Genomic DNA, 13,512 nt, shown 5'->3' with positions numbered 1-13,512 from the left:
GGTTGGATTCTTTCCTTCGTCTTCCGCCGCCCCGGCAGGTCCACGCCCGCCCCGGCTCTGCGGAAAAATCCGTTTATTCGGCTTTGGAAGCGGTTTCCGCCGGAGCGGCCTTCTCAGCGTTGGGCGCGGCCTTCTCAGGCGCAGCGGCACTCCCGGCAGGCTTTTCGACTGCGGCCGCCTTAGAAGCGTCGGCCGGAGCGGCCTGCCCGGATGCAAGCGCGGCCTTCTCCGCGGCCGGCTTGGCGGATTCAACAGCCTTCTCTGCGGCCGGTGCCGTTTTCTCAGCGACCGGCGCCGCCTTCGGCGCAGCGGGAGCCGCCGGAGTCTTCGGCGCCTTGGGCAGCGGTTCCATGCCGACCAGCCGGATCGCGCCCGTCGGGCACTCGTTCACGCACTTGCGGCAGAGCTTACACTTCTGCGGGTCGATATAGGCAAGGTTGTTCGCAATCGTAATCGCGTCGAACGCGCACACCTTCTGGCACTTGCCGCAGCCGATACATCCGGCCTTGCAGGCTTTCATCACCACCGCGCCCTTGTCCTTCGACACGCACGACACGTATACCGCACGGTTCTTGGGCCACTTCTTGCGCAGCTCGATAATCATTTTGGGACATGCCTTCACGCAGGCGCCGCAAGCTGTACACTTATCGGGATCGACTTCGGGAAGCCCCGTTTCGGGATTCATGCGGATCGCGTCGAAAGCACAGGAGACGACGCAGTCCCCGAATCCCAGACAGCCGAACGCACAGCCCGTTTCGCCCACATAGAGCGACGAAGCCACGGCACACGACTTGGCGCCGTTGAAATCGTTGGTGCGGGGACGCTTCTCGCAGGTTCCGCCGCAGCGCACGGTAGCGACCTGCGGTTCCTTTTCGGGAGCGGACTTGCCGAGGTAAGCCGCGACGGCCTTCATGCAGTCGCCGCCGCCCACGGGACAGAAGAGCGACGAAATGTCGTCCTGCTTCACGAGCGCATCGGCCATGCCGCGGCAGCCGGCGAAACCGCAGCCGCCGCAGTTCGCGCCCGGCAGCATCTTCTCCACCTCGTCGATTCTGGGGTCCTCCTCGACCCGGAATTTCTGGGCCACGAAATAGAGGATCACCGCGGAAAGCACTCCCAGCGCACACAGCGTCAGGATTGTGTAAAGTAATACTTCCATCAGTAGTTTTTGGTTATTGAGAAATGAATTGTGTGTTCGATTTTATGTCTGAAGAGCCATAACACGCAGTAATAGACGCCTACTGCGGCCAATGCCGCCAAGGCGCTGCGGCCTTCGCTCCATCCCAGCGCGGCGACCGCCGCGGCCAGCACCGCCAACAGCACCGCCAGCGCGCCGACATAGGCCAATATAACGGCGACAGCGCCCGCACTGCGGCGGACGCCGACCGTAACGCTTTCGCCTGCGGTGTAGTGTTGCTGCGCTCCGGGGGTCGTCACCTCGACGATCTTTTCCCGCGCTTCGGCCAAGCCGCACGCCTCGCGCGCCTTGCAGGTGCCGCAGGCGCTCTGTGAGGTAATCTTCACATAGACCCGGTCGCCTTCGACGCGCGACACGATCCCTTCGTGTTCGATGATTCCGGATGCCACGCCTCAGTCGCCGTATTTATTGGTCAGGGGCATCAGCCGTTCGTGCCCGAACGAGCACATCGACAGGCGCAGCACGGGCGGAAACTGGTAACGCTTCTTCTCGTTGCGCATGATCATGCAGTGGATCTTCTCCACGACTTCCGAATCGAACCCCGCATTGACGATCTCCTCGCGGTGCTGGCCCTCCTCGATCATGCGCAGCAGAATGGCGTCCACCACCTCGTAGGGCGGCAGAATATCGCTGTCCTTCTGTCCCGGATGCAGCTCCGACGACGGCTCCTTGTCCAGAATGTTTTCGGGAATCACATTGCCGAACGTGCGGTTGATATAACGCGCCACGTCGTACATCTCGCTCTTGTAGAGGTCGCCCGTGGGGCTGAACGCACCCGCCGTATCGCCGTAAAGCGTACAAAGGCCCAGCGCATTCTCGCTCTTGTTCGACGAGTTGAGCAGAATGTAATCCGTCTTGTTCTGCACGGCCATCAGCAGCACCGTGCGGATACGGGTCTGGATATTCTCCTCCGTGGCGTCGAACTCCCGCCCGCCGATGACCGGCTTGAGGGTATTCACCACACTGGTATATATTTCGGTAATGGGAATTACGTTGTATTCGATGCCGAGGTTCTCGGCCAGCTTCTTGGCGTCTTCGACCGAATGGTCCGACGAGAACTGCGAAGGCAGCAGCAGGGCGCGGACATTCCCGGCGCCCAGCGCATCGGCGGCCAAACAGGCCACCACGGCCGAGTCGATACCGCCCGAAAGGCCGATGCAGGCCTTCTTGTAACCGTTCTTGAGGAAAAAGTCGCGGAGTCCGCAGCGCGCCGCCTGATAGACCATCCGCGTGCGGTCGTTGTAGGTCGAGGGAACCCCGACGGGAGGATTCTGGGCCTTGGTGTCGAAAATCTGGAAATCCTCCTCGAACTGCTTCATCATCAGCACCAGCTCGCCGCGGTTGTTGAACGCGCCCGACGTGCCGTCGTAAACGATGTCCGTCGCACCTCCGACCTGATTGACCAGCACGATGTTCTTGGCTTCGACGAACGACAGATGACGCATCATATCGTAACGGTAGGTCATGGCGCCCTTGCCGTATTTGCGGGCGTTGATCGAGATGACGGTTTCGACCGACTTGTCGAAATCGTGCTCGCGGCTCAGGTCGTCGCCCACGATGATGGCGCACTTGTGGCCTTTGATCGTCGCATATTCGAACCCTTTCGAAGGGACGAGAAAGCCCATTTCGCGGCGGGCCGTGATATATTTCTTGCCCACGTAGCGCAGCACCTTGCGGTCCTGAATCAGCGCCGCGGCGCTGATGGTTCCCTCGCGCGTGAGGATCGGCAGTCCCACGATCGCGGCGATGCCGTCGCAGCACGAAGCTATTTCGACCAGCGCGTCCTCGCACAATTCGAGGAAGGTCGTCTTACGCAGCAGATCGAAAGCCGGTGTCCCGCTCACGGCCTGTTCGGCAAAGATGACAAGGTCGGCGCGCTGCGCTTTCGCTTTGTTGATGGAATCGATGATTTTCGAGGCGTTGCCGTCGATATCCCCGATCGTGTAGTTCAACTGGGCAATAGCTATCTTCATTTGTTAGTAATTTTAGTCCGAAAATTACGACTTTGCAAAGTTAAGGAATATTTATAAAAGTCGGAAGGATTTTGATGTTAATAAATTAACACTCGCCGCACCGCCGCCGGCAGCCGGAGATTCCGCACGGCGCGAAAAAAAAAGTTCCGTTTTTTCACGTTCCGTTCCGCCTGACGCCCAACATTAGTTTCCTCAATGTAAGTAACATACGCGCACGTACCGTCTTGCAGCCGGCGAACGTTCTCCTTATCTTTGCCCTGACCGAATACAAACGTATCAGCAAACCAAACGTACAGCAAAGATGAAAAAAGTCGAAAAAACAGCCGGCGGCGCGAATTTCGCCGCCGTGACAGTAGGAAAGATGGACGAGTTGAACCAGCACACGCTGATCTTGGCTCCGGGCGTCGAGATCCCCGGAAAAGTATTTGCGGGCAGCGCCCTCGGCGCCACGGGCGCGGAGTTGTCGTTCCAGCGCATCGAGCCGGGCGCAGGCGTCGGGTTCCTCCACACCCACAAGACGCACGAGGAGCTCTACATCATCGTCAGGGGCGACGGAGAGTTTCAGGTGGACGGCAAAATCTTCGCCGTCGGCGAGGGCAGCGTAATCCGGGTCTCCCCCGACGGCCGACGCGCGCTGCGCAACACCGGCGCGGAGCCGATGATTATGATCTGCGTCCAGTACAAAGCCGATTCGTTCGCATCGTCCGACGCCGACGACGGGGTGATTCTCGACGTCGGGGTCGTGTGGTAGCCGCCCGCGAAAACGAAGAGGGCCGGAGTTGAATGACTCCGGCCCTCTTGTTTACTGAATGATCCGCTACTCCTGAACCTCTTCGGGATCGGTCACGAGAATACGTCCGCAGTACTCGCAGATAATGATCTTCTTGCCCTGACGGATTTCCACCTGACGCTGCGGGGGAATGCGGTTGAAGCAGCCGCCGCAGGCGTCGCGCTTGACGGTCACCACGGCCAGTCCGTTGCGGACGTTCTGGCGGATACGGCTGTAGGCCGCCAGCAGGCGCTCGTCGATCTTGGCTTTGGCGCGGTCGGCCTGCACTTCGAACTCGGCGACCAGCGGTGCGGTCTCGGCCTCGATGCCCTCCAGCTCGCTCTTCTTGGCGGCAAGGTCTGCGGCGCGTCCGTCGGCTACGGCTTCGGCCTCCTCCAGCTGGAGCTTCTTGGCCTTCACGCCGGCGCTGTACTCCTTGAGACGCTTCTCGGCCAGCTCGATCTCCAGCTCCTGATACTCGATCTCCTTGGTGATGGCGTCGAACTCGCGGTTGTTGCGCACGTTGTTCTGCTGTTCCTTGTAGTTTCCGATAAGAATCTTGGCCTGATCCACCTCGCGCTTGCGCTGTTTGGTGAGCGTATTCAGCTCCTCGATTTCGGCATTGATGTTGTCGATACGGGTTCTCAGGCCGGTCATCTCATCTTCGAGGTCCTGTACCTCAAGAGGCAGTTCACCTTTTACCTTGTTGATTTCATCGATTTTGCTGTCGATCTTCTGCAGCTCGTAAAGCGCCATGATCTTCTCCTGCATCGAATAATCAACTTCGGCAGTTTTCTTTTGTGTTGCCATATAATGTCTTCTATAGTTTAGACTTAAACCAAATAGTTCACCGGATTGCGCGAGTCCTCACTCTTGCGAACCGCAAAGGTAATCAAATTTTTCGATAAAATATCAAATAAAATCTGAATTGCGCAATATTCGCTTTCAAAATGGCCTATATCTGCTACGGTGAGGGCTTTATCGGGCGTCATGAAGTCGTTGTACTTCATGTCCGCCGTGATGTAGATGTCGGCCCCTGCGCGGCGGGCTTCGCCGATCATCGAAGCCCCGGCCCCCGTGCAGACCGCCACGCGGCGCACCTCCGGCGAAGCGATGTCGCTATGACGCACGACGCGCACGCCGAGCGTTCGCTGGATATGGCGCATGAACTCCACGGTCGCCACGGCTCCCGGCAGTTCGCCCACCACGCCGAACCCGACCTTCGCGTCGGCCGCGGAGGGCTGCAGCACACGCAGGTCCGCCACGCCCAGCATCTCGGCCAGCCGCCAGCTCATCCCCTCCGGCGCGCTGTCGAGATTGGTGTGACAGGCATAGAGCGCAATGCCGCTGCGGATGGCCCGCTCGACGCAGCGCTGCACCTGATCGGCCGAATTGAACCGCTTGAGGGCATGGAAAACGATCGGATGGTGCGTGATGATCAGATCGCACCCCTCGCGCTCGGCTTCGGCCATCACCTCGTCGGTGACGTCCACGGCCAGCAGCGCCTTGCGCACCTCGTCGTCGGGCCGGCCCACGATCAGCCCGGCGTTGTCGTACGACTCCTGCCACGCCAGCGGCGCAAAACGCTCGATGACGTCGGTTATTTCCCGGATAAGCATAATTTATATCGTTAATATATACATTTTCCCAACCAGAATACATCCCGGCGGGACGTTGTCGCGGCTCTGAGCCGCGTTTACAAGTCTGCCCCCCGAAATCCCCTCCTCGGAGGGGAGTGTTTACGACACAAGGCCGCCGGCATACCGGGCAAACTCCGCCCTGCGCAGCGGCGGAAATCCCCTAAAACAGCGACTGCTCGTAAAAGGCGAACAACTCCTTGTTCTCGACCTCCTCCTTCTTGCGGCGGGGTTTGCGGGTACGCTTCGCCACCGAGTGTCCCGCATCGGCGGCTTCCTCACCTTCCGCAGCGATCTTCACCACGGGTTTGCCCCTGCGGCGGGGTGCGGCGGCTTCGGCGTCCGGCGCATCCGGCACGGCACCGGCGTCACTATCAGCGTCGGCAAGGATTTCCCCCTCGCCGGCCTTCAGGTCCTCACGTACCTCGACCAGCAGCGCGCGGATACGCTGCAGACGCTCCATCAGCTCCGCATCGCGTTCCATTCCGCCCTCGGCAGGCTGCTGCCGGAGTGCTTTCTTCGCCCCTTCGAGGGTCATTCCCCGCTCCTTGACCAGATGATAGATCAGTTTGAGATTCTCGACATCCTGCGGCGAGAAGAGACGGTTTCCTTTCTTGTTGCGCTTGGGGCGGATGACGCTGAACTGCGACTCCCAGTGACGGATCAGCGACGCATTGACGTCGAACATCTCGGCCACTTCGCCCATCGAATAAAAAAGTTTCTCGGCCATATCTATTGTTTAATAATTCGCAATGAATTGGGGTACATGTTGTTTACCCGGTTTCCTATGCGCTTCGCGAATCCGAGCGCACGGCCCCGCGCGCACACCAGATTGATCCCTTCGGCAAAAGGTCCGGCCCCGATCTCCTGCCTGCGCAGGAAGCGGAGCGTCTGCTCTTCGTCCAGCTCCGCGGCGGGAACCGCATCCCGGTTCAGTCCGCAGAAGAACGCCAGCGCGGGATCGGGACGCAGGCGGCCCTTGAAGAGCTGCCCCATCGCCACGCCCGAATATATCACCGGAAGCGCTTCGGCCAGCGCTTTTACGGCTTCCGCCTGCGCGACGTAATAGCCGTAACAGGTGTCGGCGACCGTCGCGAAGCACATCCGTTCGGGGCTGTTCACCCAGCGGCGCAACTCGGCTGCCGCGGCTCTGTCCACCGAAGCGAAGACCGTGCGCCGCGCCTTGGGCGTGCGGCAGCGGCCGCCCGCATCGAAAGCCTTGCGGACCACGGCGGCGAAAAATCCCTCGCCGCGCGCCCGGTGGGGATAAAACCGGAAGGTCCGGAACGCGCCCACGCGTCCGCAGACAATCCCCCACGACGCATCGACGGCGACCTCCCCGGCCTGCGCCGCTTCGTCCTCCGCCCAGCCGAGCATCCGTTCGAGTACGCCTTCGTCCTCGTCGCGGTTGAACGTACAGGTGCTGTATATCAGCACTCCGCCGGGTTTGAGCGCACGCCACGCTTCACGCAACAGCTCGTCCTGCCTTGCGGCACAAAGCTTTACATTGCCTTCGCTCCATTCGCCGCGGGCGTCGCGGTCCTTGCGGAACATCCCCTCGCCGGAGCAGGGAGCGTCCACCGCCACCACGTCGAACCACGCTTCGAAACCGCCCAGCTGCCGGGCTTCGCACGTCGTCACCGCAACGTTGCCCGTGCCCCACTTGCGGACGTTGTCCGCCAGCACCTGAGCGCGGCGGCGGTCGATCTCGTTGGCGACGACCAGTCCGTCAGGCCCCACGAGCGACGCATAGAGCGTCGTCTTGCCGCCCGGAGCAGCGCAAAGGTCGAGAATCCGCCTGCCGGCGACTTCGACACCCTGCAACAAATGTCCCACGAACTGCGACGCGGCCTCCTGCACATAGTAGGCCCCCGCATGAAAATCGCTGTCGAAGGTGAACTGCGGCCGCGCCGCGAGGTAATATCCGTCGCCGCACCACGGCACCCGGCCGTCGGCATCGGCCAGCACGGCAGGCGGCACTCCGTCCGGACGAACGACCACCTTGTCCGCGTCCTCCTCCCGCCCGGCTCCGCCGTTCTCCGTACCGCCGCACTTGGCCGGGTTCAGGCGCACCGACACGGGCGGCTCGGTGTCGAGCGCCGCGCAGAGCGCCGGGCCCTCGCTATCGCCCAGATCGCGCAAAACGCGCTCGGCAAACTTCGCAGGCAGCGTCATGCGTTACTTCCGGGTATTAAGCGCATCCAGCCGCGCGCAGATTTTATCCAGCACGGCAGGATCCGAAATGAAATCCTCATGGTCCTTGTCCACCACGAGCACGTCGCCTTCGTATATGTTGTCTATCCAGTTGTTGTACTTGTCGTTCAGCCGCTTGAGGTACAGCTCGTCGATATTCATCTCGTACTCGCGGCCGCGCTTGCGGATCTGCGAAATCAGCGTCGGGACGCTCGCCTTGAGATAAATCAGCAGGTCGGGCTTGGGAATCAGCTCGGTCACCAGCCTGAAAATCTTCATGTAGGTTTCGATGTCGCGCGTAGGCATCAGCCCCATTTCATGGAGGTTGCCGGCAAAGATATGCGCATCCTCGTAAACCGTGCGGTCCTGAAAAATCACGCCCGAACCGCCGTCGGAGAGCATGTCCATCGTCTGCTGGATGCGGCTTCCCAGAAAGTACATCTGCAGATTGAACGACCAGCGGTTCATATCTTCATAGAAGTCGCCGATATAGGGGTTGTTGCACTCTTCGAGATACGACTTGGCATTGTAGCGCTTGGTCAGAATCTGGGTCAGCGTCGTCTTTCCGCTTCCGATGTTGCCTGCAATTGCTATATACATATTATACGATATTTGTTTTACATTTTTGTCCTGCCGGAGCATTCCGGCGCCCTGTCATCATGGCGTCGCGCCGCAAAAACGTCCGCCGTCACTTCTTCTCCCCGCCGAACGCCAGAATCTCCTCGGCCACATGGCGGTCGTTGACCAGCCGCGGCACCTTGTTCTTGCCGCGGGCGCGCAGCCATGCGAGGAAAAGCCCGCGGTCCACGACCGTCAGCCGCTGCCGTTCGAGCGTGGTCCGGCGCTTGGCGTCGTAATCCGAATTCACGGCCCGCAGCTCCCGGTCGAGTGCCTCGGCGAAATGCTCGCGGCTGTCGGGCTCGCGTTCGAACTCCACGATCCACTCGTGGGCGCCCCGCTCCCGGAGCGACATGTAGCACGGCGCCACGGTATACTCCCCGATGACGGCCCCGGTCTCGTTGCTGGCGGCGATCAGGGCACGGTCGGCGTTATCGACGATCAGCTCCTCGCCGAAGACGTTGATATACTGCCGTGTGCGGCCCGCGAACCGGATCCGGTAGGGATTCGTCGAGGTGAACTCCACCGTATCGCCGATTTCGTAACGCCACAAACCGTTGTTCGAGGTGATCAGCATGGCGTACACACGGCCGCACTCCACGCCCTCCAGCGGCACGATCGTCCCGCCGCTGCGGAACTCGAAGAAGTTGCCGTAGTCGAGCATCAGCAGCATGTCGTCGCGCGACGGATCGTCGGCCAGCGCGAAAAAGCCCTCCGAAGCGTTGTAGGTCTCCATGTACTGCATCCGCTCCGAGGGTATCAGCGCCTCGAACGAGCGGCGGTAAGGACCGAATTCCACGCCCCCGTGGGCGAACATGCAGAGGTTGGGCCACACTTCGAGCAGGTTCTGCCGCCCCGTATATTCCAGCACGCGGCGCATCATCGCCAAATTCCACGACGGCACGCCCGCAAAGGCCGTGATGTTTTCACCGACGCACTCGCGGCAGATCGCCTCGACCTTGCGGTCGAAGTCGGGAATGAGCGCCGTAGCCATACGCGGCGCACGGAACCAGCCGCTCCAGAACGTCGTCTCGTGTATCAGTATGGCCGACAGGTCGCCCACCAGATTGCGCCCTTCGCGGCTGCACGACCCGCCCAGCGTCAGCGTCTTGCCTTCGAAAACCCCGGTCTTCGGATTGTTGCCCGAAAAGACCGTCGCCACGTCGCGCATGCCCAGCGTATGGTTCCACCAGAGCGACTCCTCCGTGACCGGGATGTATTTGCTCCGGTCCGACGTGGTGCCCGACGAACGGGCGAAGAGCTTCACGCGGCCCGGCGAAGCGACGTTCTTCTCGCCGGCCAGCATCTTCTCGATGTAGGGCTTGAACGTCTCGTAATCGAACGTCTCGACCATCGTCTGGAACTGCTCGACCGTGCGGACATGCCCCAAGTCGTAACGCCAGCCGAATTCGGTCCGCCGTCCGCGGCGCAGCAACTGCCTGAAGACGCGTTCCTGCGTCTCGGCCGGCCGGCGCCGGAAACGGTCGATGGCCCGCTCGCGCTGCGAAAACCATGCTTTGAGTAATATGCTTCTGAATGACACGTGTCTGTTCGGTTTCGTTGCCGGCGGCGTGCGCTGCCCCGCGCCGTGCGCCGGGCCTCGCGGCACGCGCCGTCAGTTAAAAAAGTATCCTACTTTGCCTACGGACGCGGGCATGGCGAAGACCACCACGCGGTCGTAGGGGTTGATTTCCATATTGTCCACAGCGATGAACACCTTGTCGCCGCGCACGATGCCGCCGATGATCGTATCTTCGGGCAGCCCCAGATCCTTGATCCGGGTCTTGACGGCCGGAGCGTTGGGCTTGACGATGAACTCCAGCACCTCGGCATCGCTGCCCGTCAGGCACTTGATGGCCTGCACGTCGGTGGACATCGTGAAGCGGAAGATGTTCGACGCCGTCACCAGCTTCTTGTTGATGATCGTGTCGATGCCGATCGACTCGGCGAGGTTGATGTAATTGAGGTTCTCGACCTCGGCGATCACCTTCTTGACACCCATGCGCTTGGCGAGCATCGCCGCGAGGATGTTGGTCTCGCTGCGGCCCGTCACGGCCACGAAGGCGTCCATATTGGAAAGCCCCTCCTCCATCATGGCCTCGGTATTGCGGCCGTCTTCGTTGATTATCAGCGTCTTGTCAAGCAGCTCCGCCAGCCGGTAGGCCTTCTCGGCGTTGTAATCGACCAGCTTGATATTCACCTCCTCCTGCAATTCGGTGGCGATGCGGATGCCGATGCGCGAACCGCCGAGGATCATCATGTTCTTGATCTCGATATTGGACTGTCCGGAGAACTCCATGACCTGCTTCACGGCGTCCTGACGCGCGATGACGTAGATCACGTCGCCCTCGGTGAAGATCTCGCCCTGCCGGGGGATGATCGTCTCGCCGCCCCGCGTGATGGCCACCGTGCGGTAGCTCAGCGGCGTCTCGTCGTCATCGAAGCCCTCGATCTGCCGTCCCACCAGCGGCGAGGCCGGTTCCAGACGGAACACCACCAGCGAGAGTTTGCCGCTCGAAAAATCGACATACTCCGTAGTCGAGGTGTGCCCCAGCAGGTTGATGACCTCGCGGGCCGCCACCTTTTCGGGATAGAACAGGTAGTCGATGCCCATGTCGATGAACATCTCCTTGTTGTTGGGTTCGAGGTACTCGTTGTTGTCGATGCGGGCGATGGACTTCCGGGCGCCCAGCTTCTTGGCCAGCATCGCCGCCACGACGTTGTCGTTCTCCTCGTGGTTCACGGCGATGAAAAGGTCGCACTTGCGCACCGAAGCCTTGCGGAGCACGGCGAAGGTCGTCGAATCCCCCTCGACGGTAATCACGTCGGCCAGACTCCCCACGTCGGAAAGCAGTTTCTGGTCGCTGTCGATAATGGTGATGTCGTGGCCGTTGCCGCTCAGCATCTTCGCCAGATGGCTCCCCATCTCTCCCGCTCCCGCTATTACGATTTTCATAGTATTGCGTCGTTGTCTTTTTGCATCCGCCGCCGAAGAGAGGGCAGCGTTTTTGCAATTTATCTTACAAATGTATACATTTGTGACCGAAAGCCAAAATTTCGGGACGTAAAAATACCTTATTGATATGCCGACATGGTTAATCGTTTTTCTGTTCGCGCTGGGGGCCGTGGCCCTTTTCGTCGTGGGCATGTCGCTGACGCTGATGATCAAGGGACATAACATCGACTCCGAGATCTCGACCAACAAGAACATGCAGCGGCTGGGCATCAAGTGCGCCGTACACGAAACGCGCGAAGCGGACGGCAGCGCCGGCTGCTCCGACACGCATACGGCCGCGGGATGTTCGGGCAACTGCTCGGCCTGCGACATCGAAGAGGCCGGGCACAAGAAATAGTCCCGGAGCGAACGGACTGAAACCCCTGCAAACCCGCCGAACATGATCTGACAACCCGAATCCCCGAAGACATTCGTCTGGCGCATATGCTCGGCGCATGTGATCGCCTACTTCACCGCCGGCGTTTTCGCCCTGCTCTTCCTCGATTACAGAACCCACTTCTCGTCCGAGTCGCTGGCTCTGCTGATGCGGCCCGTAAGCTCGCCGTGGGTCGCGCTCGGCCCCGGACTGCAGATTTTCCGAGGAGTGCTGATCGCGCTGGCGCTGCTGCCCGTACGCGGATTCCTGTACGGCAAAAACGGATTCCTCAAGCTGGCGTGGCTGGTTCTGGGCCTGAGTTTCATCTCGACCATAGGTCCCACGCCCGGCTCGTTCGACGGCTACATCTACACGATCCTACCCGTGCAGTATCATCTGGGCGGAATCCCCGAAGCCGTTTTATACACCGCGCTCTTCGCGGGCATCCTCGCCTTCTGGCACAAATCCGGAAAAAGATACGTCACGGTGCTCTCCATCGTACTTGTGGCCATAATCGTACTGCTCAGCGTCATGGGATTCCTTGGCGCGGCGCAGGCGGAGTAACGCGGCCGCAACAGGCAGGCTAGCAGGTTGACGCCCGGCCGGGATCGGCTGATGCCGACCGGAGCTGGCCGGAGGATGCCGAGCTGGCGAGGGCAGGCCGAAATTGGCCGGGGCTAACCGGGGCTGACCGGGGCTGACCGAGACTAACCGGGGTTGACCGAGACTAATCGGGGTTGACCGAGACTAATCGGGGTTGACCGAGACTAATCGGGGCGGCCCGCAACTGACTGACCAATAAAAAAAGTCGTCCGTGCATCGGACGACCTCTTTTTCGTATATCTCGGAAACGGTTCGGAACCGCTTCCGTCAAATCTTGCAGTGTTTCGACCGGCAGACGAACCACGGATTGCGCAGGTCCTCCTCGTTGTAGAGCAGTTCCCGGTCATCGGGCAGCGTGCGGGTGCGGCCGCCCGCTTCGGCGAGGATCAGCTCGCCCGCGGCAGTGTCCCACTCGTACGTATGCGTCGTGCGGACATAATAATCGACCTTCCCCTCGGCCAGCAGGCAGAATTTGTAGGAACTCCCCTGCTCGACGATCTCCAGATCGGGATGCGCTTCGCGCAGGCGGGCGATATGCTCCGCCGTTTCGGGCGTCTGGTGCGACCGCGACACGGCCACCCGCAGGCGGGGGTGCTCCGCCCCCTCTTCGAGCGGCAGCTGCCGCCAGCCCGTGACGATCTGGTCGTAGGTGTATTCGGCGGCGGCATCCGGCGCGATATGCTCCTTGACGTAGGAACCCGAATCGCGCCCGGCGACGTACATCTTTTCGAAATAGGGGACATAAATGACCGCCCCCATGCAGACGTTGTTCTCCATCAGGGCGATATTCACGGTAAATTCGTTGTTTCCCTTGATGAATTCGACCGTTCCGTCGAGCGGATCGACCAGCCAGTACAACTCCCAGTTACGGCGTTCGTCGTAGCGCATCTCGCGGCCCTCCTCACTCAGGATCGGGATGCGCGTGCGGCCCAGATATTCGCGGATGGTTTTGTGTGCTAGGCGGTCGGCGAGGGTGATCGGCGTCTTGTCGTCTTTGAGGCTTATATCGTAATCGTCTAAATTCTTGTAAATATTCATTATCGAGGCTCCGGCCCTGACTGCCGCATTGAACAGCGGCGGCAGCAGATACATCCTCACCTTGTCGTTTATCATCGTAGCTCGTTTTTTGAGTTCGGTAATTTCGATTGCC

General features: G+C 60.6%; 14 protein-coding genes. 3 read left to right on the top strand and 11 right to left on the bottom strand.

What is annotated here, in order from left to right; all coding sequences use genetic code 11:
* Window positions 1–73: 73 nt before the first annotated feature.
* Genes HMPREF9720_RS13280 through HMPREF9720_RS13270 form a run of 3 tightly spaced genes read right to left on the bottom strand, consistent with a single transcriptional unit; the run spans window position 74 to window position 3,171 of the window.
* Entirely contained in the window at window positions 74–1,159 is a 1,086-nt protein-coding gene (locus HMPREF9720_RS13280) for an RnfABCDGE type electron transport complex subunit B (protein WP_009598803.1), read from the bottom strand.
* Window positions 1,159–1,587 (bottom strand): SoxR reducing system RseC family protein, encoded by a 429-nt coding sequence (locus tag HMPREF9720_RS13275; protein ID WP_009598875.1) that lies wholly within the window; start codon window positions 1,585–1,587, stop codon window positions 1,159–1,161. Before HMPREF9720_RS13275 ends, HMPREF9720_RS13280 begins: the two co-directional genes overlap by 1 nt.
* A gap of 3 nt (window positions 1,588–1,590) precedes the next feature.
* Window positions 1,591–3,171, bottom strand: a complete 1,581-nt coding sequence (locus HMPREF9720_RS13270; RefSeq protein WP_009598788.1) for an NAD+ synthase — start codon at window positions 3,169–3,171, stop codon at window positions 1,591–1,593.
* 301 nt (window positions 3,172–3,472) lie between these two features.
* Here HMPREF9720_RS13270 and HMPREF9720_RS13260 point away from each other — a divergent pair, with 301 nt between their 5' ends.
* The gene (locus HMPREF9720_RS13260; protein WP_009598868.1) at window positions 3,473–3,922 is read left to right on the top strand and encodes a cupin domain-containing protein; all 450 of its coding nucleotides are present in this window, start codon (window positions 3,473–3,475) and stop codon (window positions 3,920–3,922) included.
* Window positions 3,923–3,988: 66 nt separating this feature from the next.
* Here the strand turns inward: HMPREF9720_RS13260 and HMPREF9720_RS13255 are convergent, their stop codons facing one another.
* The 7 genes from HMPREF9720_RS13255 to trkA all read right to left on the bottom strand — a co-directional run bounded on the left by HMPREF9720_RS13255 (window position 3,989) and on the right by trkA (window position 11,344).
* Window positions 3,989–4,750 carry a zinc ribbon domain-containing protein gene (locus HMPREF9720_RS13255; RefSeq protein ID WP_009598809.1) on the bottom strand — a complete coding sequence of 254 codons (762 nt, stop codon included), beginning with the start codon at window positions 4,748–4,750 and terminating at the stop codon, window positions 3,989–3,991.
* Between the two features lie 23 nt (window positions 4,751–4,773).
* Window positions 4,774–5,559, bottom strand: coding sequence for a Nif3-like dinuclear metal center hexameric protein (locus tag HMPREF9720_RS13250; protein WP_009598822.1), 786 nt, complete (start codon window positions 5,557–5,559; stop codon window positions 4,774–4,776).
* A 181-nt stretch (window positions 5,560–5,740) separates the two neighbouring features.
* Complete coding sequence (locus HMPREF9720_RS13245; RefSeq protein ID WP_009598898.1) at window positions 5,741–6,307, bottom strand: MerR family transcriptional regulator; 567 nt, start codon at window positions 6,305–6,307, stop codon at window positions 5,741–5,743.
* A gap of 2 nt (window positions 6,308–6,309) precedes the next feature.
* Window positions 6,310–7,752 carry a methyltransferase RsmF C-terminal domain-like protein gene (locus HMPREF9720_RS13240; protein ID WP_009598786.1) on the bottom strand — a complete coding sequence of 481 codons (1,443 nt, stop codon included), beginning with the start codon at window positions 7,750–7,752 and terminating at the stop codon, window positions 6,310–6,312.
* Between the two features lie 3 nt (window positions 7,753–7,755).
* Window positions 7,756–8,370, bottom strand: coding sequence for a deoxynucleoside kinase (locus HMPREF9720_RS13235; RefSeq protein WP_014774372.1), 615 nt, complete (start codon window positions 8,368–8,370; stop codon window positions 7,756–7,758).
* A gap of 88 nt (window positions 8,371–8,458) precedes the next feature.
* Window positions 8,459–9,931 carry a GH3 auxin-responsive promoter family protein gene (locus HMPREF9720_RS13230; RefSeq protein WP_009598787.1) on the bottom strand — a complete coding sequence of 491 codons (1,473 nt, stop codon included), beginning with the start codon at window positions 9,929–9,931 and terminating at the stop codon, window positions 8,459–8,461.
* A 72-nt stretch (window positions 9,932–10,003) separates the two neighbouring features.
* Window positions 10,004–11,344, bottom strand: a complete 1,341-nt coding sequence (gene trkA / locus HMPREF9720_RS13225) for a Trk system potassium transporter TrkA (RefSeq protein WP_009598888.1) — start codon at window positions 11,342–11,344, stop codon at window positions 10,004–10,006.
* A gap of 127 nt (window positions 11,345–11,471) precedes the next feature.
* On the opposite strand from trkA, the gene HMPREF9720_RS13220 reads away from it, so the two are divergent.
* Complete coding sequence (locus HMPREF9720_RS13220) at window positions 11,472–11,741, top strand: hypothetical protein (RefSeq protein ID WP_009598904.1); 270 nt, start codon at window positions 11,472–11,474, stop codon at window positions 11,739–11,741.
* 99 nt (window positions 11,742–11,840) lie between these two features.
* The gene (locus HMPREF9720_RS13215) at window positions 11,841–12,323 is read left to right on the top strand and encodes a hypothetical protein (RefSeq protein WP_009598816.1); all 483 of its coding nucleotides are present in this window, start codon (window positions 11,841–11,843) and stop codon (window positions 12,321–12,323) included.
* A gap of 306 nt (window positions 12,324–12,629) precedes the next feature.
* Here the strand turns inward: HMPREF9720_RS13215 and HMPREF9720_RS13210 are convergent, their stop codons facing one another.
* Complete coding sequence (locus HMPREF9720_RS13210; RefSeq protein ID WP_014774377.1) at window positions 12,630–13,475, bottom strand: 3'(2'),5'-bisphosphate nucleotidase CysQ family protein; 846 nt, start codon at window positions 13,473–13,475, stop codon at window positions 12,630–12,632.
* Window positions 13,476–13,512: the final 37 nt, after the last annotated feature.

Source organism: Alistipes sp. HGB5 (genome assembly GCF_000183485.2).
Classification (GTDB): Bacteria; Bacteroidota; Bacteroidia; order Bacteroidales; family Rikenellaceae; genus Alistipes; species Alistipes finegoldii.
The sequence above is the reverse complement of the archived record's forward strand: the minus strand, read 5'-3'. Positions and strand labels throughout refer to the sequence as shown.